Genomic DNA, 26340 nt, shown 5'->3' on the forward strand with positions numbered 1-26340 from the left:
GGCTCCGCGCCGGGCGCGACTGGCGCCGGAGGACCATTGAAGCCCTCGCGCGGCGGGGCTACATTACGACCATGCGTCCACCCCGGCCAGAGCTGTCCAACGCCGTCCCGCCTCCCGCGCTCAAAGTGGCGGCTCCTCCCCCGCTGGTCCGCTTCGTGGGCGCCCTGTGGCTCATGGGCGCCGTCGTCGGCGGGGCGGCGCTCGTGTTCGCCGTCCTGGAGCGCGAGCTGCACCTGGCCGATCTCCGGGAGACGGCGGCCGGGCTCGATCCCGCTGCGGACGCGGCCCGGCTGGACCAGGTGGCCGCCCTCTCCTTCTGGGGCACGCTCGCGGTGTTCGCCGTGGTGCTGGTGATCGAGGCGCTCCTCGCCCGCCCGCTGCTGCGCGGTGTCGGCGCCGTGCGCTGGCTGCTCCTCGTGATGCTCGCGCTCGATGCGGGGGCGGTCCTGCTGATGTTCGCGTTCCTCGGGGACGGCTCGACGGCGTTCCAGCCCGCGGTCCATCTGGCGGGTGTCCAGCTGGCGGTCGCGGCCCTCGCGTTCCTCCTGGGCGTGCTCCCGCCGGCGTCGTGGTGGTTCAGGGACGCGCGCTCCCCGCGCTGACGGCCTCGATGCCCGCTTCCGGGACACCGGGCGCTTCCGCGATATCGGGGGCGACCGGGCCCGCGCGGACCACGAGTTCCTCGCAGGTGCGCACCACGATCTGGCACGCCTCCTGGGCTCCCCGGCTGGTCAGCGGGTTCTCGGCCAGCACGCGCCACCGGTGCAGCCGCCCGAGCGCGGCGGCCCGCACCTCCCCGGGGTCGGCGGGCCCGGTCAGGCCGAGGCGGTCCGCGGGCGTCGTGCCGGAGCCTCCCACCAGGCGCTCGGCGTCGGCCGCCGCCGGTGCGGGCAGCGGGACCCGGGCGGCGCGCAGGGCGGCCAGCAGTCTCAGCTCGTTCATCTCGTGGGCGGTGGCCGTGATCCTCTCGACGCCGGTGTGCAGCGGTGCGGCGGCGTCCCGGGGGTGGGCGGCAAGGATCACCTCGAGTCCGGTCAGTGCCGTCCGCACCCGCAGGGCCGTGGCCCGCGCGTCGAACTGCCGGGTCAGGAGCGTCATCAGCTGGTCGAGGCCGCTGCGGCGGGCGAGTTCGTGGGCCAGCGCCGTCGCGCTGCCGGCACCGCCGCGCACGAGGGCGGCACCCAGCCGGAGCCCGAACATACCGAACCGGTCCAGCAGGTGCGCCGCGTCCTCCGTCGGGACGCCGAGGGCGGCGCTGCCCGCGACGAAGCGGTCGGCGGAGAGCAGGGTGCGCTCCCTCTCGGACCGCTCGAGGGCCGCCAGCGCCACGAACACCTGGTACTCCGCCTGCCGGAGCGTCCGGGCGCTCTGGGCGAGCAGCCCCGCCATGGGGAGCACATCGAGCACCAGCGACCGCAGGGACGGATCGGCCCGGTAGCGGTCGGCGATGCGGGCGGCCGCGATCAGGGAATCGAGGCGTCCGGCCCCCACCTCGTCCGCCCGCGACAGGACGGCGAGCGCGTTCACGGTGCCCGAGCGCGCCGCACTGGTGTCGTGGAAGGCCTCCAGGAACAGGAGGTCCGAGGCATGCAGGTGCCGCATCAGGTAGATCACGGCGTCGGCCTCGGACGGCGCATCCTCCGGGGTGAGGAACCGGGTGCTGCGCTCGGAGACGTCCGTGGAGAGCGAGGCAATCCCCGGGGTGTCGATCAGGGTCATCGCGCGGAGGTTCTCGGCCGGCCAGTCGACCACGAGGCGCGCGACGTCCTCCGCGCGCTGCCCTGCGAGGTCGAACACCAGGCGCCCGTCCACCCGGGTGAGGGGCAGCAGCCGCGGCTCCCCCGCCACGGGGTGCAGGGTGATGCGGGGCGTCGCCGCGTAGCGGTACCAGGTGACGATGCGCGTGCACTCCCCCGTGTCGGTGGGGGCGATCTCCTCGCCGATGATCGCGTTCAGCAGGGTGGACTTGCCCGCCTTGACCATGCCGGCGACGGCGACGCGCAACGGTTCGCGCAGGCGCCGCGCATACGCCTCGAGCTCGGCACGCACCGCCGGGGCGTCGTCGTAGATCCGGATGGCGTCCGCGAGGAGGGCCTCGACGGCGCCGCTGTCCCTCATGCGGACGCTCCGGCCTCGACGCCCGAAGGCGCTGCGACGGGCTGCGCGGGCTTCGGGAGGAGACGGCCGGCCTGCGCGTGCAGACGGTCGATCGCGGCGAGCTGGGCCTTCAGTTCCGTGATGCGTGCCTCGCGTTCCTGCCGGAAGGTCGAGGCGGTGCGCTGCGCCGCGGCGACGGAGTCCGCCAGGGAGCGGTGGTGCTCCTCGGCGATGGCGCCGAAGTGGTCGCGGATCTCGCGCTGGACGAGCCGCAGCCGGTCCTTGAGCTGCTTGCCCACCTGGAACACGACGTCGTCCATCTGGCGCCGCACCAGGGTCTTCGCCTCGGCCTGGCGGCGCTTGAGCCGGGCGTCCTTGTCCTCGCGGTAGGCCTTGCGGCCCAGCAGGAGCCCAGCGCCGACCGAGAGCGGGTTGATGAGGGACATCCCGATGATGCCGGTGAGCAGGCCGAACATCAGCACGCCGCCGTAGGAGCCGCGCATGCCGATCAGGACCTTGCCCGCGGCGCTCACCCGCCCGGGGTCGAGGTACGGCACCTCCTCCACGGGGGCGAGGACGCCGTCCGTGTTCGAGACCTCCAGCAGCGGGAGGGGAACCTCGTCGAGCGCGAACAGCTCGGCCACCTGTTCGGCGAGCCACTGCGAGCGCTCGTTGGTCCAGACGAAGGTGTCGGAGACGGCGGACGCCACGCGCTGCTCGAGCCACTCCGCGAACTGGTCCCAGATGAGCCCGGGATCGCCATCGTCGATGGCCGCCTCGGCCTCCCGCTGGATGGAGCGCAGCCGGTCGCGGAGATCGTGCTCCATGTCGCTGATGAGGTCGGATGCGCCGTCGTTGAGGGTGGTCTGCCAGCGCGAGGACCGCTTGCGCTGCTGGTCCGCCCGCTCCTTGGCCTCCTCGAGGTCGGCGATCAGGAGGGGCACGCCCTCTGGGTTCTCGAGCGCCTGCAGCTCGGAGGTGACCGACAGGCGCAGGTGATCGGCCGTGGACAGCAGGTCCTGGGCCACCGACCTCCGGCGCAGGGCCTGCGCCTTGCCCACCACCTCGTTGCGGAGGTAGCCGACGAGTTCCGGGAAGCCCGACTCGCGGTTCAGCTCGGCGTCCTCGTCCCGCGACGCGACGAGGCGGAGGTCGGAGGACACCGGGATCAGCGGGGCCGAGATCCCCGCGTTCGACAGATGGCCGCGGTCGAGGTCCGCGACGGCACGCCACTGCGGATACAGGTCCGTCTTGGACAGCACGCAGCCGACGTTCGGGACGATCCGGGTGGCCTGCTTCAGGAAGCGCAGCTCCGGCTCGGTGTACTCCTGGGAGGCGTCCGAGACGAGGATCATGGCGTCGGCCGTGGGCAGCGCGGTGAGGGTGGTCAGGGCGTGGGCCGACTCGAGGCCACCCACCCCCGGGGAGTCGATGATCGACAGCCCGTCGGCCAGCAGTCGCCGCGGGAGGCGGACCTCCGCCGAGGCGAGGCCCTGCCGGTTCGACGGGTTGCCCCGCTCCGAGACGAACTCGGCGATGTCCTCGAGGGGGATCACGCGGCGCTCGACGGCGCCGTCCGGTCCGCCGTCCGTGCGGGGCATCAGCACCGCGGCGCTCGCGGGGTCGCCGAAGCCCACCACGGTGGGTACGGAGGTGGCGATGTCGTCGTCGACGGGGCAGACCGGGGCGTTCACGAGGGCGTTGATGAGCTTGCTCTTGCCCTGCTTGAACTCCCCCACCACGATCACCCGGATGTCCGGGGTGGCCAGGCGTCCGAGCGTCTGCTCCAGCCGCAGGCGCAGGTCGGTGCGGTCGCCGGTGGCGACCAGCCCCAGGCCGCTCTTCACGAGCGGAATCAGATCATCCATGTGACACTCCCCGGTGAGTTCTTCCTGTGAGACCACGGGCAAGCCCAACGGGAACTCCGTCCCGTTGGGCCTGCCTGAAGCGTCCTGCAATGAGGCTCGACGTCGATCAGAGCGAGGTGTCCTCGATCTCGATCTCCGTCTCCACCTCCACCTCGTTGTCGACGAAGAACGCCGAGTCGTCGATGGAGGTGAACTGGTCCGTCGAGTTGTCGGTCGCCGTGAAGGAGTCCTGGATCACGACGTCGGTGTTGACCGACTCGTCGACGACCGTCTCGGAGTTGTCGTTGAACGAGTCCGTGGCCGTGTTGGTCGTCGAGCTGTCCGTCGTGAACGAGTCCGTGATGGCCACGTCGATGTCGGTGTTGATCGACTCGTCGACGACCGTCTCGGAGTTGTCGTTGAACGAGTCGGTCGTGGTGTCCGAGTTGTCGTTGAACGAGTCCGTCGCGGTCTGCGAGTTGTCGTTGAAGGAATCCGTCGCGGTCTGCGAGTTGTCCGAGTTGTCGGTGTTCATGGAGTCCTCGATGTCGACGTCCATGTCGGTGTCGACCGAGTTGTCCGAGTTGTCCGAGTTGTCGGAGTTGTCGTTGTAGGAGTCCTCGATCTCGGTGTCGGTGTCGACCGAGTTGTCCGAGTTGTCGTTGTAAGAGTCCTCGATCGAGTTGTCCGAGTTGTCGGAGTTGTCCGAGTTGTCCGAGTTGTCGGAATTGTCGTTGTAGGAGTCCTCGATGTCGGTCTCCGAGTTGTCGTTGTAGGAGTCCTCGATGGAGTTGTCCGTGTTACCGACGGCGACGGTCGCGGATCCGCCGGCCGAGACGTTGGTGGAGTTGTCCTTCGAGTTGTCCACCGAGTTGTCGACGGAGTTGTCGACCTCGGCGTCGTCGCCCGCTGCCACCGCGCGGTCGCCGGAGGCGATGATGGCGTCGTTGTCGAACATCTGCGTGACGTCGCCGTTGGCCCAGATGTTCTGGTTCACGGACTGGTCGGTGAGGGTGTCGCGGTCGTCCACGGTCGAGGTGTACGAGTAGTTGTTGACGATGTGCAGGAGCTGCTGGATCGCGTTGCCGTTGTCGCTGTCGTCGCCGTCGTCGCCGTCGCGACCGGGGGCACCGGGAGCACCGGGAGCGCCGGGGGCACCGGGGTGTCCGGCGGCGCCGCCGGGACCTGGCATCCAGCCGCCCACGGAGTGGTCGCCCGGAGCGGCGACGCCGGCGGAGTTCCCGCCGGTGTCGTAGTTGCGGTCGAACGAGCTGTCGTTGCGGCCGCCGAAGCTGACGGGCGCGTAGTCGAGGACGACGGGCAGGACGGCGTCGACGTCGTCGCCGCACACGTCGCCGAGGCCGGCGCTGGCGAGGGCGGCTTCGGGGTCGCTGATGAATTCGCTGGCCGCCTCCTGGTCGTTGAAGAGGTTCATCAGGAAGTCGAGGAGATCCGAGGCGAGAGTAGTCATGAGATGTTCCTTCGGTGAGATGGAATTCGCCGGCGGCTGTGCTGGCTTGGTTCAAACGTAGGAGCGGGGGTGGGGGCGGGACATCGGTAGCACCTCCCCTAACCCCGGGGATGCATTAGGGGATCCGACGACCCCGGTTAGGGGATCCCATGGGGGTGGGCGCACGACCCGGTGGCGGGGACCCGGGATCGGAGGTGTCCCCCGCGGTGGCCTCGAGCGACACGCGGAGCCGCGCGAGCAGGTCGGAGCGGGAGGACGCCCCGAAACGGCGCCGGATGCGTGCCACGTGGTGCTCCACGGTCCGCGGCGAGATGAAGATCTCCTCGCTGATCTCGCGGTAGGTCCGTCCCTGGAGCACCAGCTGCGCGATCTCCCGTTCACGTCCGCTGAGCGCGGGCCCTCCTGCCCGTCGCGCTTCGGCGCCCCGCGTCCTGGCGGCGACCCCCTGCGCTTCGCCGCGCGCCCGGGCACCATGCATCGCGGGACCCGCAGCGTCGCGCGGGCCCGCCGGGACGGCACCGGCCGGTTCCCGGCCGCCCGACGGGGTGGGCACGGCCGGAGCGGACCCGGCATCGGGCCGTGCGAGCGGCTCGGGCGCCGGACGCAGCTCCCGGGCGCAGGAGAGCAGCCGCGTCATACCCCGGCGGTCGTCCGCCCTGGCTGAGGCATGGCCCGCCAGGCGCGCGCCCTCCCAGGCGAACCCCGCTGCCGCGAGGCCCTGGGCTGCCGCCTCGACGGCGTCGGTATCGAAGCGCCCGGCAAGGACGGACACCCATGCCTTCCCCGCGTGCGCGAAGGCAGCTGCGAGCGGGTAGGCGGAGTACTGATGGACCAGTGCCGCCGCGTGCGGGGCGAGATCGGCGGGCCGTTCGAGCAGCAGCGCTGCCTGGGCGGCGGACCAGTGCAGGGGAACAGCCCACAGTGGCGGATCCCCGAGCCTCGCGAGCAGCAGCCACGCCTCGTCGAGGTGCGGCCTGAGCCCGTCGGTGTCGCGGACGCGCGCCGCGGCGATGACCAGTTCCGTGAGCGGGAGCACCGTGAAGAGGTCCACCGAGACGTGCAGCAGTGCCTCGCGGGCGCCCTGCCACGCGTGGAGGAGAGCGGCCGTGTCCCCGGCCCGCCGGGCCAGTCCCACCTCGAGGGCCCGCAGCAGCAGGTTCTCCCGGGGCGAGAGGCTCTGGTCCCGTGCCTGGGCCTCGTCGCAGAAGGTCCCCGCCAGGGCGGGCTGGTCGGTGAGCATCGCGGCCCACCCACCGAGCAGGCACAGCCGCGGGCGCAGCATCGGGCCGCCCTGTCCGCCCGCGAGCGCTGCCTGGATCACGGTGAGTGCGGTCTCGTGGTGGCCGGCGAGCAGTGCGACGGTCGCGGCGAGGCAGGCGGGCAGCTCGGGGGCGGGGCACAGGCGCGCGGTCGCGGTGAGGGTGTCCGAGGCGCGGATGAGCACGGGCACGGCGCCGGCGGGGTCTGCCCCGAGCGACTGCTGGGCGCCCTCCGCGAGCAGGAGGTGTGCGACGTCGACCAGCGACGGCGACGCGGCGGAGGCACCGTCGTCGGCGAGCATGGCCCGGGCGCCCGCCGCATCGCCGGTGGCGAGCAGGGCGAGCGCTCCCAGGGACTCGGCCCCCGTGGGTCCTGCTCCTGCCGCCCAGCGGTGGACATCGGCGGCCCGCGACATCATGCCCCGGTGCGCCCAGAGCGCGGAGGCGACCCGCACGGCCCGTCCGGCGTCCGGGAGCGTCGGCTCCGCGCCGGGACCTCCGTGCCCGAAGTAGGTGTCGAGGATGCGGGAGGCGGCGTCGAGGTCGCCGGTGCCGAGTGCCGCCTCGGCCCGCCGCGGGGCGGTGGCCCGGGCGTCCGCCCCGGCGGCCACGGCCCGGTCGAGGAGGTCGAGGGCTGCCGCGGGATCGGTGCCCAGCAGCGACGTGCCCTCCTCGGCCAGGACGCCGGCGATGCGCTCGTCGACCAGGCCGTCCGCGGCGAGCCGCCGGGCGAGTGTGCCGAGGGGCAGGGATTCCGAGCAGTAGAGGTCCACGAGGGCGCGTTGCAGCCGGCGCACCTGGTAGGGGTCGGCATCCCGGAGCATGCAGGCGCGGAGTTCGGGGGCGGGACGGCCGTCGGGCTGCACGAGGCCGGCGGCCCTCGCGTCGGCGGCCAGCCGTTCGGCGGGCACGCCCTCGTTGTACAGCAGCGGCGGGAGCAGTCCCGGGATGGAGAAGCCGACGCACAGCGCGAGGACCACCTCGTAGGTCGCCGCATCCAGGGGGCTGCCGTGGAGGGGGGTAGCGTCCGTCTCCACGTGGTGGGCCGTCACGGTCACGACTCCGCGGTGGCGGAGGCCGGCGTGGCGGGCTCGCCGGCCTCCGCCACCGCGGAGTCGTGACCGTCGTCGGCGGTGCGGGCGAGGGCGTCGGTGCGGGCGTGGGGAAGGGGGCGGGCGGCGTCGGATCCACCGGTGTGGTGCCCGGTTTCGGCGTGGTCGGTCTCGGCGTGGTGGGCGACGGCGTGCTGGTGCGCGACGGGGAGGGTTTCGCGTCGGTCGTCGGCTCGCGATCCCGCGAGGTGCTCTTCTCCGGCGCTGCGCTCTTCGACGCGCCGCGCGTCGCAGGATCCCGCGGCGTGGCCCGGGAGGAGGGCTCGGCCTCGCTCGACGGGGTGGCCTTGCCGGCGTCGTCCGGGTCCTCGCCGACCTGCTCCCCGACGGAGTCCAGGAAGGTCTTGTCGCCGTCCGGCTCCACGAGCGGACCGTCCCCGTTCCCGGCAGGAGCGGTGGCCCCGCCGGCCTCCGTCGTCGGCGCGGATCCCTCGGCAGCGTCCGCCCGCTGGTCGGCGGAGAAGGCGGTGAACGGGTTCGGCGCGTTCGTGGCGGACGCCGTCGCGACCCCCAGCAGCGCCACGGCGGCAGCGACGGCCCCGATCCGCACCCCCATCCGCCTGGTGGGCGCCCTGCCTGCCGGCCCGTGGGCAGGCACCGCGGTGGTGCGGGGCAGCGCGAAGCCGGCGGCGTTGGTCCGCGCGGACACGGTGCCCTCGGCGGCTCCAGCCCCCTCCCCCGCAGCCGCGGCGGGCGCCTGCCCGCCGGCGTCGTCCAGGGCCGAGGTGGCGAACGCGGCGCCGAGGGCCACGGACGCCTTGGGGTCCACGTCGATGGCCAGGGGTCGGTCGAACTCCTCGGACAGGAGCTGGGCGACCAGCGGGATGCGGGACGATCCCCCGATGAGCAGGATCGCGCTGAGCTCCTCGGCACGCACCCCGGCGCTCTCGAGGGCGGCGCGCAGGGTCACCAGCGTGTCGGCGAGGGCCGGCTCGATCATCGCCTCGAACTCGGACCGGACCACGCGGACCTGCGAGTGGGCTCCCGGCAGCATCACGGAGACCGTGGCCTCGGAGTCGGAGGACAGCGCCTCCTTGGCCTCGGCGCAGTCCTTCCGGAGGCGGGTCAGCGCGGCGAGGACCTCGGGGGCGGGTTCCAGGTCGGTGGGCGGGAGGTCGGCACTCCCGAGGACGTGGTCGAAGATCTCCTGGTCGAAGTCCGCGCCACCGAGCCGCTCGATCCCCTGCGGGGTACCGAGGACGGCGAAGGTGTCGGCGTCGGTCTTCCGGAGCACGGTCGCGTCGAAGGTCCCGCCGCCGAGGTCGTAGACGGCGAGGGTGCTGCCGGCGGGGACCCTCTCCCGGGACGCGTAGGAGAGCGCTGCCGCCTCCGGTTCGGTCAGCAGGACGACCTCGCCGACGCCTTCCTCTGCCAGGGCCTGGCGCAGCAGGGAGGTGCGGTGCCCGCCCCAGCCGGCCGGGTGCGTGAGGGTGACGACGTCGGGTGCTTCGCCCTCCCGCTCGGTGGCGACGCCCACCACCCAGCTGACGACGGCTGCGACGAGCTGCTGCGGGAGGACGGGCTCACCGCCGACCAGGAGGGGGACGTCGTCGCCCATGCGCCGCTTGAACTCCCGCGACACGCGGTCGGGCTGCGCCGCACCGCGCCGTTCCGCGGCCTCGCCGATCAGCCGGGTGCCGTCGGCGCCGAGGAACACGACGGTGGGGACGGCCGCCGAGCGGCTGCCGAGCGGCAGGATCTGCGGCGCACCGGGATCCCCGTCCGTCCGGAGGATGGCTGCTGCCGTGAAGCTGGTACCTACGTCGACGCTGAGACCGTAACCCATAACTCCCCATGTCATGCTCGTCCTTGACCACTCGGGCCCAGCTAACAGGACGACACACGGCGAAAACGAGAGTAGGGTCACGCACCCGCTACTTGTCTTGCGACATCGATTACTTGGTCCGCCGACGCTCGCGGTAGGTGACTACTCGCCGAGGATCTCGGCGGCCTCCATCCACTGCCCCTCGAGCTCCGCGATCTCCGCCTGCAGCTCCTGCAGCCGGGCATTCAGGCCGGCGATGTGCTCGAAGTCGGCGTCCGGCCGCGCACCGGCGTCGTTCATCTGCTGCTGCGTCTTGTCCTTCTGGGCGTCCACCTTGGTGATCTGCCGCTCGATGCGCGTGAGGTCCTTGCGGGCCTGCCGCAGCTCCGCCTCGGACGTGCTGCCGGCGGAGCCGCCGCTGACGGCCGGGGAGGCGGCGCTCCCGGTGGCCGTGAGCGGACCCGCGGCGTTCCGCAGCTCGAGGTACTGGTCCACCCCGCCCGGCAGGTCGCGGAGCTTCCCGTCCCCGAGCAGCGCCATCTGCGTGTCGGTGACGCGCTCGAGGAGGTAGCGGTCGTGGGAGACCACCACGAGCGTGCCGGGCCAGCCGTCCAGCACGTCCTCGATGGCGGACAGGGTGTCGGTGTCGAGGTCGTTGGTCGGCTCGTCGAGCATCAGCACGTTCGGCTCCCCCACGAGCAGCCGGAGCAGCTGCAGGCGCCGGCGCTCGCCACCGGAGAGCTCGCTGACCCGCGTCCACTGCTTCTCGTTCGTGAAGCCGAGCTGCTCCACGAGCTGGCTCGCGGAGACCTCCTTGCCCCCGACGGCGAAGACGCGCTTCTCGGCCTCGATGACCTCGATGACGCGGCTGTCACTGACGTCGTCGAGCTCCCTGACCTCCTGCGAGAGCACGGCGGTCTGGACCGTCTTGCCCCGCTTGAACTTTCCCGCGGTCGGCTGGAGGTCGCCGTTGAGCAGCCGCAGCAGCGTGGTCTTGCCGGAGCCGTTGACCCCCACGAGCCCGAGCCGCTGGCCAGGAGCGAGCCGCAGCGTGATCTTGTCGAACAGCGTCCGCTCCGCGCCCTCGCCGTCGTCGATCGTCAGGCTGACGTCCTCGAGGTCGAGGACGTCCTTGCCGAGCCGGGACATGGCCATCTTGCTGAGCGCCAGCGAGTCGCGGGGCTCGGGGACGTCGGCGATGAGCTCGTTCGCGGCCTCGATGCGGAATTTCGGCTTCGCGGTGCGGGCGGGGGCGCCGCGGCGCAGCCAGGCGAGTTCCTTCTTGACGAGCTGGACACGCTTGGACTCGACGACGGAGGCCATGCGGTCCCGTTCGGCGCGCGCGAGGACATAGGCCGCGTAGCCGCCGTCGAAGTCGTCGACGACGGCGTCGTGGACCTCCCAGGTGTGGTTGCAGACCTCGTCGAGGAACCAGCGGTCGTGGGTGACCACGAGCATGCCGCCCTCGGTGGGCCGCCACCGCTGCCGGAGGTGCCGTGCCAGCCAGGCGACGCCCTCGACGTCGAGATGGTTGGTGGGCTCGTCGAGCATGATGACGTCGTCGTCGGCGATCAGCAGCTTCGCGAGGGCCACGCGGCGCTTCTGCCCGCCGGAGAGGGAGGACACCTTCGCGTGCCAGTCCACCTCGGAGACGAGCCCGCCCATGACGTCGCGGATCTTCGGGTTGGACGCCCACTCGTGGTCCGCCTGGTCGCCGACGATCGCGCGCCCCACCTCGAGGTCGCCGTCGAGCACGTCCGACTGGTCGAGGTAGCCCACGGAGACGTCGCGGCGCTTGGTCACCCGGCCGGAGTCCGGCGTGCTGCGCTGCGCGAGGAGCCGCATGAGGGTGGACTTGCCGTCACCGTTGCGGCCCACCACCCCGATGCGGTCGCCGGCCTCCAGGCCGAGGGACACGTTGTCCAGGATGGTGCGGGTGACGAAGGCGACGCTGAGGCTTTCGGCGCCGAGGAGGTGTGCCAAGGAGATGCTGCTTTCGGTTGGAACGGTGGTGCGCGGTCAGGCCGCGGTCTCGGGGACGATCCGCGCCCCGTGGGCCGGACCGTGGACGGTCGTCGCCTGCAGCCCTTCGGCCGCGAGCCGCGACTCCAGTTCGGCCGCATGACCGGAGCTCCGGGTGAGGAACGCGATGGTGGGACCCGAGCCGGAGACGATCCCGGCGAGCGCGCCGGCGGCTTGGCCCGTCTCAAGGATATCGCCCAGGCCCGGGGCGAGCTCGATCGAGGCGCGCTGGAGGTCGTTGTGCAGCAGCGGCGCCAGCCCGAGGGCGTCCCCGGCCCGCATGGTGCCGAGGATCGCGGGGTCGATGGCCGGCCGCGGGTCGGGGTCGAGGCCCTCGCGGTCGCGGATCCTGTCCAGCGTGCGGTACACCTCGGGGGTGGAGAGGCCGTAGTCGGAGGTCACGAGGACCCAGTGCAGGGGCGTCTTCGAGATGGCCGGGGTCAGCTGGTCGCCGACGCCGAGGCCGACGGCGGTGCCCCCGACGAGCGCGAACGGCACGTCGGCGCCGAGGTCGACGGCGATCTTCGCGAGCTCGTCGCGGGTGAACCCGCTGCCCCACAGGGCGTCGCAGGCGAGCAGTGCCGCGGCGGCGTCCGAGGAGCCGCCGCCCATGCCGCCGGCGATGGGCACGCGCTTGGTGATGTCGAGGTGCACGCCCGTGCGTCCGGGGCTGAGCCCGGCGAGCAGTTCCGCGGCACGCACGGCGAGGTTGGTGCGGTCCAGCGGGACGGACGCGGCGGGGAGGTTCAGGGTGCCCTGCGCGTTGACGCTCACGCTGATGCCGTCCCCGGCGGTCTCGGTGGCCCTGACCTCCTCGTACAGGGACACGGCGAGGAAGACACTGGCGATCCCGTGGTAGCCGTCCTCCCGGGGCGGTCCCACCGTGAGGGAGACGTTGATCTTCCCCGGAGCCCGAACCCGCACGGAGCGGGCGCCGGAGCGCATGTCGACTGTTCTGCCCGAGGCCATACCCACCAACCTAACCCACACGGGTTCCGGGGCAGTCCCCGCGGAGGTCCGCCCCGTCCCGCGCGGTCAGTGCGTGGGGGCTGCGCCCGGGGCGTCCACGCGGGCCTCCGCGATGCGCGCGAACGCCGTGATGTCGAGGACCTCGCCGCGGGCGGTCGGGTCCACCCCGGCCGCCCGGAGGGCCTGTTCCGCGAGGACCGGGCTGCCGGCCCAGCCCGCGAGGGCCGCGCGGAGGGTCTTGCGGCGCTGGGCGAACGCGGCGTCGATGACGGCGAACACCTGCTCGCGCGTCGCCGTCGTCGCGGGCGGTTCCCGGCGGGTGAAGCGGACGAGGCCCGAGGCGATCTTCGGGGCCGGCCAGAACACGTTCATGCCGATCACCCCGGCCTTGGCCATGCTGGAGTACCACGCGGCCTTCACGGACGGGACGCCGTAGGTCCTCGACCCCGGGGGCGCGGCCAGCCGGTCCGCCACCTCGTCCTGCACCATGACGAGCCCGTGGGTCAGGGACGGGAAGCGTTCGAGCAGGTTCAGGACCACGGGGACGGCGACGTTGTAGGGCAGGTTGGCCACGAGCGAGGTCGGTGCGTGCGGCAGGGCGGTCACGCGGAGGGCGTCCTCGAGGACGACGTCGAGGGACCCGGCGCGGTCGGGCCGCCAGGACGCGATGGTCTCCGGCAGCTTCCCGGCGAGGACGGGGTCGATCTCGACGGCGACGACACGGTCCGCGGCGTCGAGCAGGCCGAGGGTGAGGGAGCCGAGGCCGGGGCCCACCTCCAGGACCGTCTCGGCGGGTCCGAGGTTCGCGGCGGCGACGATGCGGCGGATGGTGTTGCCGTCGATCACGAAGTTCTGGCCGAGGGTCTTGGTGGGCCGGACGTCCACCTCCGCTGCCAGGCGGCGGATGTCCGCTGCTCCGAGGAGGGGGGCGGGCGGGCCGGCGGCGGGGGGCGTGGTCACCCTGTCATGGTATCGGTCCGGGTGTGCCGGAGCCGGCGACGCCCGGTGGAACCCCTGGTCTCGAAGGGGCTCCGGGCGCCGCCGGCCCGCTGGGTGGTCTCCCGGCTGGGAGGGTGACCACCGGTCTGCCGCCGGCTTCCGGTCTCAGGAGAAGCGGACGGGAGGACATCGCCGGTGCCGGTGCGACGCGGCGGCGGCTCTGCCTCCCGCTGAACACTACGAAGGCGCCCGGGGCCGGGCACGAGTACCGGCCACCCGAGCGGACCGGGCAGGCACTGGGGTTCCGTCCGCACGCCACCCGTTCTCGGGCGCTCCGGTACGGGCCGGCGGCGACCGGCGGACCGCGTCAGTCCCAGCTGCCGTACACGGCTTCGGTGTTCGCCGTCAGCCGGGCGCACAGGGCGTCGAGGCCGGTGTCGAGGATTCCCGCCATGGCGCGCACGGTGTACGGGACGGCGTAGGAGGCGTTCGGCCGGCCGCGATACGGGTGCGGGGTGAGGAACGGGGCGTCCGTCTCGGTCAGCACGAGCGCCGGATCGGCCACGAGGAGGGCCTCGCGCAGGTTCTCGGCGTTCTTGAAGGTCACCGTGCCCGCGAAGGACATGTACCAGCCGTGCTCGTTGCAGGTCCGCGCGAGGTCCGCGTCGCCCGAGAAGCAGTGCAGCACCACGCGGTCCGGGGCGGTGTCGGAGAGCAGCGTCGCCACGACGTCGTCGTGCGCCTCGCGGTCGTGGATCTGCAGCGCCCTGCCCAGCCGGCGGGCGATGTCGATGTGGCTGCGGAAGGACGCCAGCTGGCTGTCCCGGCCGTCCTCGCCGGTGCGGAAGTAGTCGAGGCCCGTCTCGCCCAGGGCGCGGATCCGCGGCCCCGCGGCGAGCTGCTCGATCTCCGAGAGGGCGTCGTCGAGCGTTCCCGCCGCGGCCAGCAGCGGGGCCTCGTTCGGGTGCAGGGCGACCGCCCCGAGGAGCCGCGTGTCCTGCTCGACGACGGCGGCGGTGAAGCGCGAGGACGCGAGGTCGGTGCCCACCTGGACCGCGCCCCGCACGCCGGCGGCCCCGGCCGCGTCGAGGGCCTCGCCGATCGACACCTCCACGGCCCCCTCCCGGAAGTCGAAGTGCGTGTGGTTGTCGATCACGGGCACCGGTAGCGGCTCCGGCAGCGGCAGGTACGCTCCCCTGCGGCGTCGTCGGGCCGCCGTGGCGTCCTCCCCGCCGCCGGCGTCCGTCGGGTCGCGGTAGGCGGGGGGTGTCTCCCCGACCGCGTAGGGGTGACGGACGGCCGGCGCGCTGGTACACATGGTCCAAGCCTAGTTGCGCCGCGGAACCAATCGCCCGGGAAGCAAGTTGAGCTAGTAACCTGTTGAATCATTCAGCTCGGTCCGACCTGCCCAGCGTTGGAACGGCCGCAGCCGGTCCCTGCGTGTCGAGCGATCCCGGCCCTCCGGCACCGCACGGCACGGCAGCCGCACGCATGGAGGATACCCATGGACGTCCAGCACAACATCGCCGAGGCGGCTGCGGACCCGCGGCTCGCGACGGCGCCGGACCCGGACGCCGGTTTCCACGACATCGCCACGCGGATCCTCGACGCCGTCCAGACGGTGATCGACGGCAAACCCGAAGCCGCGCGCCTCGCCCTCACGGTCCTCCTCGCCCAGGGCCACCTGCTGCTCGAGGACGTGCCGGGGGTCGGGAAGACCCTGCTCGCGAAGACCCTCGCCCGCACGATCGACTGCACCGTGACCCGCATCCAGTTCACCCCGGACCTGCTGCCCTCGGACGTCACCGGGGTCTCGATCTTCAACCAGGACTCCCGGCGGTTCGAGTTCCGGCCCGGCCCGGTCTTCGCGAACATCGTCATCGGCGACGAGATCAACCGCGCCTCGGCCAAGACGCAGTCGTCGCTGCTCGAGTGCATGGAGGAGCACCAGGTGACCGTGGACGGTCACACGCACCTGCTCGGCGACCCGTTCATGGTGGTCGCGACGCAGAACCCGATCGAGATGGAGGGTACGTACCCGCTGCCCGAGGCCCAGCGCGACCGCTTCATGGCCCGGATCTCCATGGGCTACCCGGATGCCCGCGCCGAGGCCGACATGCTGGAGACCCACCAGTCCGTGTCGCCGCTCGCGGCCATCCGTCCGGTGGCGGGCGTGGAGGACATCACCGCGATGATGCGTCAGGTGCGCGGGGTGTACGTCTCGCCGGCCGTGAAGGACTACACGGTGGCCATCGGGCGCGCCACGAGGGAGCATCCGCGTCTGCGGCTCGGCGCGAGCCCGCGGTCGCTGCTGCAGCTGCTGCGGGCCGCGAAGGCCGGCGCCGCCCTGGAAGGCCGCGACTTCGTGCTCCCCGACGACATCGCGGCGATCGCCGACGCCGTCCTCGCACACCGCCTGCTGCTCGACCGCAAGGCCACGAGCGCCGGGGAGACGGCGTCGAGCATCGTCGCGGACGTGCTCGCCCGCGTCCCCGTGACGCGGGAGGCGCCCCGGCGATGACACCCTCCCGTCCCGGCACCCCCACCCCCTAGCGTCCGGCGGTCCCGCATGAACCTCTTCGAGAAGCTTCCCTCGGGTGTCCTCACTGCCCGCGGCTGGGGGTTCGTCCTCGGCGCCGTCGTCGCGCTGCTCTTCGCGCAGGTCCTCGGCCGCCGGGACCTCCTCTACGTGGGCGTGCTGCTGCTCGCCCTGCCGCTGGCCTCCGTCGTCGTCCTCCGGCTCGTCAAACCGCGGTTCACGGTGACCCGCCGCTTCCAGCCGCAGACCATGGAGGTCGGTTCCACGACCACCGTCACGCTCGCCCTCAGGGCGAGCGTCGCGGGCGGCGCGAGCATCGGCATGGAGGAGCAGCTCCCCCCGCGGTTCGGGCAGGCGCCGCGGTTCAGCTTCCCCTCGCGCAACCCCACCCGCGAGGGCGTGTCCCTGTACGAGTACCGGATCCGCTCCATGGCGCGCGGGGTCTACGAGATCGGGCCCGTCACGGCCGAGTTCACGGACCCGTTCGGTCTCGCCAGGTCCCGCCACGTCCTCGGCACCGCGGACCCCCTGGTGGTCACGCCCGCGCCGGTGGAGCTGCTCGTCTCCGCCCTCGCCGGGGCCCGTGGCAGCGACGGCATGGCCGCGACGCGACGCCAGGCCAACCCGAGCGACGACGACGTCATGACGCGCGAGTACCGGCACGGCGACTCCCTGCGGCGCGTGCACTGGGCGGCGACGGCACGCCACAGCGAGCTCATGGTGCGCCAGGAGGAATCGGTCACCATGCCGCAGGCCACGCTGCTGCTCGACCGGCGGCACTCCAGCTTCAGCACCGGGTTCAGCGCGGTCTTCGGCCGTGACGCGGCCGCCGACAGCGCGCTGTCCACGTCGCCGACCTTCGAGTGGGCCGTCACGGCCGCCATGTCGATCAGCGCACACCTGCTCGAACGCAACTACGCGCTGCGGTTCCTCGACCAGCAGGGGGCGCCCGCCCTCCTGCATTCGCCGTCGGCGCCCTTCCCGTCCGAGGAGGAGCACCACGGCCGGGGCGCCGTCGAGGGCATCGCCGAGGGACTCGCGGCGCTCGAGCTCTCGCCCGAGACCGGGCACCGCCCGGGGGCCCACGTCGACTCCTCGGGAAGTACCGCGGTGCGGCCCGGCGAGACGGCGCGCAGCGCGGTGCGCCGCGTCCGCCGCAGGACGGCCGAGCCGTCGCAGAGGACCCCGCACGCCAGGAGCCAGCACGCGGCCTTCGGTGACGACCTGCTGGACCGGCTCGCCGCGAACCGGCACCGCGGGCCGCTGATCGCCGTCCTCGGCCTGCTCACCGCGGAGGAGGCGAGGGCGCTGGCCTCGGCCTCCGACCACGGGTTGCCGGCCTACGCCATCCTCGCCACCGAGCGTCCCGCCGACGCGCAGCCCCAGCTCGACATCCTGCGGGAGGCGGGCTGGCATGCCACGGCGGCCTCCCCCTCGGCTGGCCTGCCCGTCGTCTGGGCCGGCCTCGAACACGCCGTCGGCCGGGCGGCCCCGCACGTCCCCGCGAATGGTGCGGCGCCGGCCGGGCGCCCCGGGCATCCCCTCCCCGGAAGGCGGCCATGACCTCCACCCTGTCCCGCACCGCGCCCGCACCCGCTCCCCCGGCGCAGCGGTCGGCGCCTCCGGCCGACCCGTGGCACTGGGCCGTCACGGGATCCGTGCTGCTCGCCGTGCTCGCGGCCTCCACCAGCCTCAACGGCGTCGTGGAGCCGTGGACCTGGCTGCGTCCGGTGCTCGGGACGCTCGTTCCCGTGCTCCTCGCCATGGCCCTGACCCGGGCACTGCGCCTGAACGGGGTCCTCACCGCGCTCGTCGGTGTGCTCGCGCTCGGCGGGGCCCTCACTGCGGCGTTCTTCCCGCGGCAGAGCATCCTCGGTGTGATCCCGGGCCCGGGAACCCCGCTGGAGCTGCAGCGCCTCCTCGCCCAGGCGGAGGAGACCGTCGTCTCCCAGGTGGCACCGGTCCTGCCGGGGGCGGGCCTCGTCCTGGTCCTGTGCGCCGCCCTGGGGCTCATCGCCATTCTCATCGACGTCATCTCGACGACCGTCCGCATGCCGGCGGCGAGCGGCCTCGGGCTCTTCGCGACCCTGGTGACCCCCGCCGTCGTGAAGCCCGACGGCGTGGGAATGGCCGCCTTCGTGGCCACCGTCGTCGCGTTCCTGCTGCTCCTGGCCGTCGCACAGCGGCGGGAGGACCGCCTCGCCTCGGGCGGCGCGCGTGCCTCCACCGGCTTCGCGGGACGGAGCGTGATCATCGGCGCCGCGGCGCTCGCCGTCACGGTGACCCTCCCGCTGCTCATCCCCGGGTTCACGTCCGGGGCCTTCCCGCAGGGGTCCCGCCTCAATGTGTGGGGCACCGCCACCGGACTGAACCCGGCGGTGACGCTCGGCAACGACCTCCGCAATCCCACCGGGTTCGGCCGGATCACGTACTCCACGAACTCGGACCTCCCCCTCTACCTCCGCGCGGTCACCCTCGAGGACTTCAGCGGCCGGCGCTGGGAGCCCGATCAGCGGATCAACGACCGCGAGACGGGTGTGGCCGCGCTCGGCCCGGAGGCCGGCACCCCGGAGAACCCGCCCGAGGGCGACACCGTGTTCACGCGCGTCTCCACGCGGAGCTACGCGAGCCCCTGGCTCGTGGCCCCCTACGCCCCCACGGGCGTCACGAACCTCGCCGGCACGTGGGCCTGGGACCCGGCGAACCTCTCCATTCTCGCCACCGACGGCGGATCGACGGCACGGCAGGAATATGTGGTGCAGAGCCGCGCCGCGGACCTCACGCGCGAGGGGCTCGGCGTGATCGGCCCCGCGGACGCCGACGCCGTCGCCGAGGTCTTCACGGACCTGCCGGAGGACACCCCGCAGATCGTCCGGGACCGGACCGCGGAGGTCACGGACGAGTTCGTGAACCCCTACGACAAGGCCGTCGCCATCCAGAGCTACCTGCGCGGCCCCGACTTCTCCTACTCGGTGGAGGCGCCCGTCGAGGGCGGGTACGACGGCAACGGCATGGACGTGATGGCGCGCTTCCTCGAGGCGAAGTCCGGGTACTGCGTGCACTACGCGGGCACCATGGCGGTGATGGCGCGCGCGGCGGGCATCCCGAGCCGCGTGGCGATCGGCTACACCCCCGGCAGCCCCACGGGTGACACCGAGGAGGGCCCCGCGGGCACGGAGCTCCGCGAGTTCGTCGTCGACTCCCGCAACGCGCACGCGTGGCCCGAACTGTACTTCGAGGGCGTGGGCTGGGTGCAGTTCGAGCCCACGCCGTCCCGCGGCGTGGTGCCCACCTACGCGCAGCAGGCGTTCTCCCCGGTCGGGCCGCGGGCGGACGACGTCAGCGGGCTGAACCCCGGCAGCCTTCCCGGCGTCGCGGAACCGTCGCCGTCCGCGACGGATCCCGCGGAGGACGCAACCCGGGCCGGGCGCGGGTCGGCGGAGGACGCCGGGCCCGGGGTGGGCGCCCTGGCCGGCGTCGGCCTGGTGCTGCTCGCGGTCCTGCCGTTCCTCCTGCGGACGGCGAGGACCCGCGCCCGACGCCGCGCCGTCGTCGTCCGTGAGACAGAGGGCGGCGACCCCGGCGGGACGGCGGCGGCGACCGCGGCGTGGGCGGAGACGACGGAGATCGCCGGCGACTACGGCTACCAGCTGGAGCCCACCGACACCCCCCGCACCTTCGCCGGGCGGCTCACCCGCGACGCCGGGTTCGCCGCCGGCCCCGACGCATCCCTCTCCCGCCTGCGCACCGCCTACGAGGTCGAGGAGTACGCGGACCACGGCGTGGGACCCGGGCCCCGGTCCGCCCCGGCGCGGGGCGGCACCCGGACGGCACCGGTGCCGCAGTGGGACGACGTCGACACCGTCACGCGTGCGCTCCGGACGGGCAGCGCGTGGCCCGTCCGGGTCCGGGCGCGGCTGTTCCCGCAGTCGTTGCTCCACCGGTTCCGGAGCGGCGGGCGGCGCTGAGCCGAGGGGTGCTAGGAGGCGTAGGGGTCCGCGATCCCCACGTACTGCGTGTACAGGTACTCCTCGATGCCCTCGGCGCCGCCCTCCCGGCCGAGGCCAGACTGCTTGACGCCGCCGAACGGTGCTGCCGCGTTGGACACCACGCCCGCGTTGAGGCCCAGCATGCCGGTGTCCAGCCGCTCGCCCATGCGCAGGCCGCGGTTGAGGTCGCGCGTGAAGACGTAGGCCACGAGGCCGTACTCGGTGTCGTTCGCGAGCTCCACCGCCTCGTCCTCGGTGCTGAACGTGATGATCGGCGCCACGGGGCCGAAGATCTCCTCCTGCATGATGCGCGCGGAGCGGGGCACGTCCTTCAGGACGGTGGCCTGGTAGAAGTAGCCGGCGCCCGTCACCGGTGCGCCTCCGGTGACGGCGACCGCGCCGTCACCGACCGCGGCGGTCACCAGCTCGTGGACCTTGTCGCGGCTCTTCCGGTCGATCAGCGGACCGAGCTTCGACGCGTCCTCCGTGCCGCGCGCCGGCGTCATGGTCTCCATGCGCTCGGCGAGGGCCGCGGCGAAGCGGTCGGCCACCGACTCGTGGACGATGAAGCGGTTCGCGGCCGTGCAGGCCTCGCCCATGTTGCGGAGCTTCGCCAGCATGGCCCCGGTCACCGCGGCGTCGAGATCGGCGTCCTCGAACACGACGAACGGCGCGTTGCCGCCGAGCTCCATGGAGGTCCGCAGCACGTTCTTCGAGGCGGCCGCGAGGAGGTTGCGGCCCACCGGGGTGGACCCGGTGAAGGAGAGCTTGCGCAGGCGCGCGTCCTCGATGAGCGGTCCGGTGACGTCCCCGGCCGTGGTGGTGTTGACGATGTTGAGCACGCCGGCGGGCAGGCCGGCCTCCTGCAGGACGGTGGCGAAGAGGGAAGACGTGAGCGGGGTCAGGTTCGCGGGCTTGAGCACCATGGTGCACCCGGCGGCGATGGCCGGCGCGATCTTCCGCGTCGCCATGGCCAGCGGGAAGTTCCACGGCGTGATGAGCAGGCACGGGCCCACGGGCTTCTTGCTCACGAGCAGGCGGGACTTCCCGTCCGGTGAGGTGGAGTACCGGCCCGAGGTGCGCACGGCCTCCTCGGAGAACCACCGCAGGAACTCGGCGCCGTAGGTGACCTCGCCGCGCGCCTCGGCCAGCGGCTTGCCCATCTCGAGCGTCATCAGCAGCGCGAACTCGTCGGCGCGCGCGGTGACCAGGTCGAACGCCCTCCGCAGGATCTCGCCGCGTTCGCGCGGGGCGGTCCGCGCCCAGTCGGCCTGCGCGGCGACGGCGGCGTCGAGCGCGGCCATGCCGTCCTCGGGGGTGGCGTCCGCCAGCGTGAGCAGGGTGCGGCCGGTGGCCGGGTCCTCCACGTCGAAGGTGGCACCGGACGACGACGCCCGCCACTGTCCGTCGATCAGGAGCCCGGTGGGAACCTTGTCGAGTACTGCCTTCTCCTGGTCGGCGGTGACGGCCAATGTGAGCTCCTTCGGGAAGATGCGGGGCGCCCTGGCGGGGCATTCCCGCTCACGCTAGACCGGGCGGTGAACGGGTGTCCAGTAGGGTCTGCACGGCACGAAGGGCTTCCCTTTGGACGAGTGCACAGCCGCGGTGCAGCCGGTCAGCGCGCGGCGATCACCGCGGCGTACAGCTCCCGTTTGCTGACGCGGGCGTCGGCGGCGACAGCCGCCACGGCGTCCTTGAGGCGCATCCCGCCGTCCATGAGCCCGTTCACCTGGGCCACGTGGTCCTCGGGCCGGGAGGGCGGGGTCTCGGGGGCGCCGGCGAGGACCACGGCGATCTCACCGCGCACCTCGACCTCCTGCGCCCACTGGAGGAGTTCGAGGAGCGAGCCGCGGACGACCTGCTCGTGCACCTTGGTCAGTTCGCGGGCCACGGCCGCCTGCCGATCGGAACCGAACGCCTGCTGCAGCGAGCGCAGCATCGCCTCGAGGCGGTGCGGGGCCTCGAAGAACACCATCGTGCGGCGTTCGGCCGCGAGATCGGCGAGGCGTCCCGCCCGCACGCCCGGCTTGCGAGGCAGGAACCCCTCGAAGCAGAACCTGTCGGTGGGCAGCCCGGACAGTGCGAGCGCCGCGAGGACCGCGGACGCGCCCGGCACCGCCGTCAGGTCGAGGCCCTCGGCCACCGCGGCCTCGACCAGGCGGTACCCGGGATCCGAGACCGAGGGCATGCCGGCGTCGGTCACCATCAGCAGGGTCGCGCCGTCGCGGACGAGCTCGAGCAGTTCGGGCGTGCGCTCGGCCTCGTTGTGCTCGTGGTAGCTGATGACCCGGCCGGTCACGGTGACGCCGAGCGCCTGCACCAGGCGGTGCAGGCGGCGTGTGTCCTCGGCGGCGACGACGTCCGCGGTGTGCAGGAGCCCGATCAGGCGTTCGGTGGCGTCCCCCATGTTGCCGATGGGCGTCGCCGCCAGGACGATCCGCCCCCGGCCGCTGTCGTCGCCCGCGGTGCCGCGGTACGCCGGGATCGCGGGCCGGACGGCGTCGGTCCGGTCCTCCACGGGCGCCGGGGATTCGTCCCGGTCGGAAGCGGGGGCGTCGTCGTCGCGTGGCTGGTTCACCGCACCAGCCTAGCGCTCCACGCCGCCCGGCAGGCGGCCGGGTGCGGGGCCCGCGCCTCCGCCGCCGGTAGCATGGCAGGGTGAGTCCCACCGCCGTCCGACCCCGACGGGACAGCCCACAGCCAGCCGGATCCTGGGTCCTCGCTCCCTCCCTCGCCTTCACGCGCGACGCCCTGCTCTCACGCCTGCTCGGCGCCGCGGCGCCCGGGGGTCCGCTGCGCTGGGCCCTCCCGCTGGCCGTGGCCCTGCTCGGCGGGATCCTGCGCTTCGTGCGCCTGGGCGAACCCGGCTCCCTCGTGTTCGACGAGACGTACTACGTCAAGGACGCCTACTCGCTGCTGCAGTCGGGCTACGAGCGCGAATGGCCCGAGGACGCCAACGACTCCTTCAACGCCGGCACCCCCGGCGTGCTCCTCGACTCCCCCGACTACGTGGTCCACCCGCCGGTCGGCAAGTGGATGATCGCGTTCGGCATGCTGCTGTTCGGCTCGGACAACGCCTTCGGCTGGCGCTTCTCCGCCGCCGCCGTGGGGACCCTCTCGGTGCTCCTGCTCGCCGTCGTCGCCCACCGGATGTTCGGTTCGGCGCTGCTGGGGGCCGCCGCCGGGCTCCTCCTCGCGGTCGACGGCCACCACCTGGTGCAGTCGCGCACCTCCCTGCTGGACATCTTCCTGAGCTTCTGGCTCCTCGCCGCCTTCGCGGCGCTCCTGGTGGACCGCGACGACGGCCGACGGCGCCTCGCCGCCCGGCTCGCCACACCGGTGCACGGCGGCGGGCCGCCCCGCGCGCACCTGGTGTACGGCCCGTTCCTGGGGTTCCGGCCGTGGCGCCTCGCGGCGGGCGTGTACCTCGGCCTCGCGCTCGGCACCAAGTGGTCCGCCCTGCCCTTCCTCGCCGCCTTCGGCCTGATGACCGTGGCCTGGGACATGAGCGCGCGGCGCATCGCCGGCGTGCACCGCTGGGTACTGGGTGCGGCGCTGAAGGACGGCCTGCTCGCCTTCGCCTGCATCGTCCCCGTGGCCGTGCTCACCTACCTGGCTACCTGGACGGGCTGGTTCCTGTCCACGAACGCCTACGACCGCACGTGGGCCCGGCAGAACCCGTCGGAGCAGTGGGGCTGGCTGCCGGACGGGCTCCGCTCCCTCGCCGAGTACCACCGCAGCGCCTTCGCCTTCCACGAGGGCCTCGGCTCCGACCACCCGTACGAGGCGACCCCCTGGTCCTGGCTCGTGGTGGGCCGTCCGACGTCGTACTTCTACGAGAAGCCGGGCGGGTGCGGCGCGGACGCCTGCTCGCAGGCCGTGACCGTGCTCGGCAATCCGCTCATCTGGTGGAGTGCCGCACTGTCCCTCCTCGTGCTGCTGTTCTTCTGGCTGGGCCGCCGCGACTGGCGTGCCGCGGCGATCCTCACGGGCGTCGCCGCGGGCTACCTGCCCTGGTTCCTGTACCCGGAACGCACCACCTTCTACTTCTACGCCGTGGCCTTCGAGCCGTTCCTCGTGCTGGCCCTCGTCTACTGCCTCGGCCTCGTGCTCGGCGGTCCGGGGGCGGACGCGGCCCGGCGGCGGACGGGTATCGTGCTGGTGGGGCTCTTCCTGGCCGCCGCCGTCGCGCTGTCGGCCTACTTCCTGCCCATCTGGACGGCCGAGGTCATCCCCTACGACCAGTGGCGCGAACGCATGTGGCTGCCGAGCTGGATCTAGGGCCGCGGCCCGCCCCCTGCATCTTCCGACAACACCCCGGTTCCCACCGGACCAACCGGTCTCCACCGGGACGAAAGCGAGCACCAGTGCGCGAAGCCATCACTGACCTCCTCGTCGACCTGCCGTCGACCAGCAACACCACCGATCTGCTGCTGCGGACGCACGACGCCGATCCGGGGCGCACGCTGTACGCACTGCGGTCGGGGACGCACTGGCAGGACGTCTCGGCGGCGGAGTTCCTGCAGCAGGTCCGGCGCCTGGCCAAGGGCCTCGTGGCGTCCGGGGTGCAGCCCGGCGACGCCGTCGCCGTGATGTCGAGGACGCGCTACGAGTGGACGCTCGCCGACGTCGCCATCTGGTTCGCCGGGGCCGTCACCGTCCCCGTCTACGAGACCTCCTCCGCCCACCAGGTGGCGTGGATCCTCGAGGACGCGCAGCCCGCCGTCGTCTTCGCCGAGGACGAGTCCAGGGCGCGCGTCATCGAGGATGCGGCGGCGCGTGCCGGCCGGTCGGGGACGACCTCCGTGGTCCGGCTGAGCTCCGAGGCGGTCGACGGCGTGGCGACCCTCGCGACGCTCGGCGAGGCCGGCGTCGCCGTCTCCGATGAGGCGCTGGAGGCGGCGCGGTCCTCCCGCGGCCTCGACGACGCCGCGTCCATCGTCTACACCTCGGGCACCACGGGACGGCCGAAGGGCTGCGTGATCACGCACGGCAACTTCGCCTTGTTCGCCGTCAACACGCTGGAGTTCCTGCCGGAGTTCCTGAAGCAGGAGAACGCCCGGACCCTCATGTTCCTGCCCCTGGCCCACGTCCTGGCGCGTGCCGTCCAGGTGGTGTGCTTCGCGGGTGGCATCACGCTCGCGCACTCCGGGTCGGCGGCGCAGCTGCTCGAGGACCTGACGACCTTCAAGCCGACGTTCCTGCTCGCCGTCCCGCGCATCTTCGAGAAGATCCACGCCACGGCGGGCCAGCGCGCGGCGGAGTCCGGGAAGGGCCGGCTCTTCGCGGCCGCGGAGCGCACCGCCGTCGCCTACTCGCGCGCGGTGGACGCCCGCGGCCGGGGCGGGCGCGGCCCCTCGCCCGTCCTGCGCGCGTCGCACGCGATGTTCGACAGGATCGTGTACCCCCGGCTGCGGGGCGTCTTCGGCGGCGAGGTCACCTACACGGTGTCCGGGGCGAGCCCGCTCAGCGAACACCTGACCCACTTCTTCCGCGGCGCCGGGATCCTGGTGCAGGAGGGCTACGGCCTCACCGAGAGCACCGCGCCGTGCACCGTGAACACGGTGGCACTGACGCGCGTTGGATCCGTGGGCATCCCGATGCCTGGCACCAGCGTCCGGATCGACGACGACGGCGAGGTGCAGGTGAAGGGCACGGGCGTGTTCGCCGGATACCACCGGAACGAGGCCGCGACGGCGGAGGTGTTCACCGAGGACGGGTACTTCAGGACGGGTGACCTCGGCGCGCTCGACGAGGACGGCTTCCTCACGATCACCGGGCGAAAGAAGGACCTGCTGGTGACCGCCGGTGGCAAGAACGTGGCGCCCGGTCCCCTCGAGGAGAAGCTGCGGGAGAACGCGCTCGTCAGCCAGGCCGTCCTCGTGGGCGAGGGCAGGCCGTTCATCGCGGCGCTCATCAGCCTGGACCGCGAAGCCCTCGAGCCGTGGGCAGCCGCCCACGGCCGCCCCGGGCTGACCGCGGAGCAGGCGGCCCGTGATGCCGACGTCCTCGCCGAGGTGCAGTCCGCCGTCGACGCCGCGAACGCCACCGTCTCGCAGGCGGAGCAGATCCGGAAGTTCACCGTGCTCGCCGTCGAGTTCAGCGTCGAGTCCGGGCACCTGACGCCCACCCTCAAGCTGAAGCGGGCCGCCGTCGTCGCCGACCACGCCCGGGCGCTGGAGGAGCTCTACGCGAGGCGCTAGCGGAGGCGCCCGGCGCGGCGGGGTTGCGGCGGGCACCCGGCGCGGCGGCCCAGACCCGTGGCTCGGTTCCCACGGGTTTGGGCGCCCGCCGCGGCGGCCCGCCCGGAACGGCCCGGGGGACGGCGCCG

16 protein-coding genes and 1 pseudogene are annotated in these 26340 nt (G+C 73.1%); 6 read left to right on the forward strand and 11 right to left on the reverse strand.

All coding sequences use genetic code 11. From position 1 onward, the window contains the following. Nucleotides 1–71 precede the first annotated feature (71 nt). A complete protein-coding gene (locus ACSGDB_RS03735) occupies nt 72–602 on the forward strand; it encodes a hypothetical protein (RefSeq protein WP_434992962.1) in 531 nt (176 codons plus the stop codon). On the opposite strand, the gene ACSGDB_RS03740 is transcribed toward ACSGDB_RS03735, so the two are convergent. From ACSGDB_RS03740 to ACSGDB_RS03780, 9 genes and pseudogenes are all read right to left on the reverse strand, one after another. Further along, nucleotides 577–2118, reverse strand: coding sequence for a dynamin family protein (locus ACSGDB_RS03740; protein WP_434992963.1), 1542 nt, complete (start codon nt 2116–2118; stop codon nt 577–579). The genes ACSGDB_RS03735 and ACSGDB_RS03740 overlap by 26 nt on opposite strands. After that, complete coding sequence (locus ACSGDB_RS03745; protein WP_434992964.1) at nt 2115–3965, reverse strand: dynamin family protein; 1851 nt, start codon at nt 3963–3965, stop codon at nt 2115–2117. The genes ACSGDB_RS03740 and ACSGDB_RS03745 overlap by 4 nt, the downstream gene beginning before the upstream one ends. A 106-nt stretch (nt 3966–4071) precedes the next feature. Next, the gene (locus tag ACSGDB_RS03750) at nt 4072–5415 is read right to left on the reverse strand and encodes an IniB N-terminal domain-containing protein (RefSeq protein WP_434992965.1); all 1344 of its coding nucleotides are present in this window, start codon (nt 5413–5415) and stop codon (nt 4072–4074) included. Nucleotides 5416–5530: 115 nt separating this feature from the next. Then, nucleotides 5531–7726 (reverse strand): LuxR C-terminal-related transcriptional regulator, encoded by a 2196-nt coding sequence (locus tag ACSGDB_RS03755; RefSeq protein ID WP_434992967.1) that lies wholly within the window; start codon nt 7724–7726, stop codon nt 5531–5533. An 835-nt stretch (nt 7727–8561) separates the two neighbouring features. Then, nucleotides 8562–9587 (reverse strand): annotated as a pseudogene (locus ACSGDB_RS03760) (Hsp70 family protein); the annotation flags it as partial. A 126-nt stretch (nt 9588–9713) separates the two neighbouring features. Further along, the gene (locus tag ACSGDB_RS03765; RefSeq protein ID WP_434992969.1) at nt 9714–11534 is read right to left on the reverse strand and encodes an ABC-F family ATP-binding cassette domain-containing protein; all 1821 of its coding nucleotides are present in this window, start codon (nt 11532–11534) and stop codon (nt 9714–9716) included. Between the two features lie 36 nt (nt 11535–11570). Further along, on the reverse strand, nt 11571–12518 hold the full coding sequence (locus tag ACSGDB_RS03770) for a 4-(cytidine 5'-diphospho)-2-C-methyl-D-erythritol kinase (protein ID WP_434992970.1): 948 nt from the start codon (nt 12516–12518) through the stop codon (nt 11571–11573). Nucleotides 12519–12608: 90 nt separating this feature from the next. After that, nucleotides 12609–13502 (reverse strand): 16S rRNA (adenine(1518)-N(6)/adenine(1519)-N(6))-dimethyltransferase RsmA, encoded by an 894-nt coding sequence (gene rsmA / locus ACSGDB_RS03775; protein ID WP_434992972.1) that lies wholly within the window; start codon nt 13500–13502, stop codon nt 12609–12611. Nucleotides 13503–13848: 346 nt separating this feature from the next. Continuing rightward, nucleotides 13849–14799, reverse strand: coding sequence for a TatD family hydrolase (locus ACSGDB_RS03780; protein WP_434992973.1), 951 nt, complete (start codon nt 14797–14799; stop codon nt 13849–13851). A gap of 186 nt (nt 14800–14985) precedes the next feature. Between ACSGDB_RS03780 and ACSGDB_RS03785 the strand changes: the two genes are divergently transcribed. From ACSGDB_RS03785 to ACSGDB_RS03795, 3 genes are read left to right on the forward strand one after another with little or no spacing between them, the layout of a single operon-like run. Beyond that, nucleotides 14986–16002, forward strand: coding sequence for an AAA family ATPase (locus ACSGDB_RS03785; protein ID WP_434992974.1), 1017 nt, complete (start codon nt 14986–14988; stop codon nt 16000–16002). Between the two features lie 48 nt (nt 16003–16050). Continuing rightward, nucleotides 16051–17583, forward strand: a complete 1533-nt coding sequence (locus ACSGDB_RS03790) for a DUF58 domain-containing protein (RefSeq protein WP_434992975.1) — start codon at nt 16051–16053, stop codon at nt 17581–17583. Next, nucleotides 17580–19988 carry a transglutaminaseTgpA domain-containing protein gene (locus tag ACSGDB_RS03795; RefSeq protein WP_434992977.1) on the forward strand — a complete coding sequence of 803 codons (2409 nt, stop codon included), beginning with the start codon at nt 17580–17582 and terminating at the stop codon, nt 19986–19988. The genes ACSGDB_RS03790 and ACSGDB_RS03795 overlap by 4 nt, the downstream gene beginning before the upstream one ends. Nucleotides 19989–19999: 11 nt before the next feature. On the opposite strand, the gene ACSGDB_RS03800 is transcribed toward ACSGDB_RS03795, so the two are convergent. Further along, complete coding sequence (locus tag ACSGDB_RS03800; protein ID WP_434992979.1) at nt 20000–21481, reverse strand: NAD-dependent succinate-semialdehyde dehydrogenase; 1482 nt, start codon at nt 21479–21481, stop codon at nt 20000–20002. Between the two features lie 143 nt (nt 21482–21624). Then, nucleotides 21625–22494, reverse strand: a complete 870-nt coding sequence (gene rsmI, locus ACSGDB_RS03805) for a 16S rRNA (cytidine(1402)-2'-O)-methyltransferase (RefSeq protein ID WP_434993076.1) — start codon at nt 22492–22494, stop codon at nt 21625–21627. Between the two features lie 173 nt (nt 22495–22667). Here rsmI and ACSGDB_RS03810 point away from each other — a divergent pair, with 173 nt between their 5' ends. Both ACSGDB_RS03810 and ACSGDB_RS03815 read left to right on the forward strand, forming a co-directional pair. Further along, complete coding sequence (locus tag ACSGDB_RS03810; RefSeq protein WP_434992981.1) at nt 22668–24290, forward strand: dolichyl-phosphate-mannose--protein mannosyltransferase; 1623 nt, start codon at nt 22668–22670, stop codon at nt 24288–24290. 86 nt (nt 24291–24376) lie between these two features. Further along, on the forward strand, nt 24377–26212 hold the full coding sequence (locus ACSGDB_RS03815) for an AMP-dependent synthetase/ligase (RefSeq protein WP_434992983.1): 1836 nt from the start codon (nt 24377–24379) through the stop codon (nt 26210–26212). Nucleotides 26213–26340: the final 128 nt, after the last annotated feature.

The sequence above is a fragment of the Arthrobacter sp. Ld5 genome (assembly GCF_051172775.1).
Taxonomy (GTDB): domain Bacteria; phylum Actinomycetota; class Actinomycetes; order Actinomycetales; family Micrococcaceae; genus Arthrobacter_D.

Excerpts from the sequence above, each read along its gene's own strand:
- ACSGDB_RS03795 (WP_434992977.1), top strand. The coding sequence starts at position 17,580 with ATGACCTCCACCCTGTCCCGCACCGCGCCCGCACCCGCTCCCCCGGCG.
- ACSGDB_RS03740 (WP_434992963.1), bottom strand. The coding sequence starts at position 2,118 with ATGAGGGACAGCGGCGCCGTCGAGGCCCTCCTCGCGGACGCCATCCGG.
- ACSGDB_RS03745 (WP_434992964.1), bottom strand. The coding sequence starts at position 3,965 with ATGGATGATCTGATTCCGCTCGTGAAGAGCGGCCTGGGGCTGGTCGCC.
- ACSGDB_RS03780 (WP_434992973.1), bottom strand. The coding sequence starts at position 14,799 with ATGTGTACCAGCGCGCCGGCCGTCCGTCACCCCTACGCGGTCGGGGAG.
- ACSGDB_RS03750 (WP_434992965.1), bottom strand. The coding sequence starts at position 5,415 with ATGACTACTCTCGCCTCGGATCTCCTCGACTTCCTGATGAACCTCTTC.
- ACSGDB_RS03735 (WP_434992962.1), top strand. The coding sequence starts at position 72 with ATGCGTCCACCCCGGCCAGAGCTGTCCAACGCCGTCCCGCCTCCCGCG.
- ACSGDB_RS03790 (WP_434992975.1), top strand. The coding sequence starts at position 16,051 with ATGAACCTCTTCGAGAAGCTTCCCTCGGGTGTCCTCACTGCCCGCGGC.
- ACSGDB_RS03770 (WP_434992970.1), bottom strand. The coding sequence starts at position 12,518 with ATGCGCTCCGGCGCCCGCTCCGTGCGGGTTCGGGCTCCGGGGAAGATC.
- ACSGDB_RS03785 (WP_434992974.1), top strand. The coding sequence starts at position 14,986 with ATGGACGTCCAGCACAACATCGCCGAGGCGGCTGCGGACCCGCGGCTC.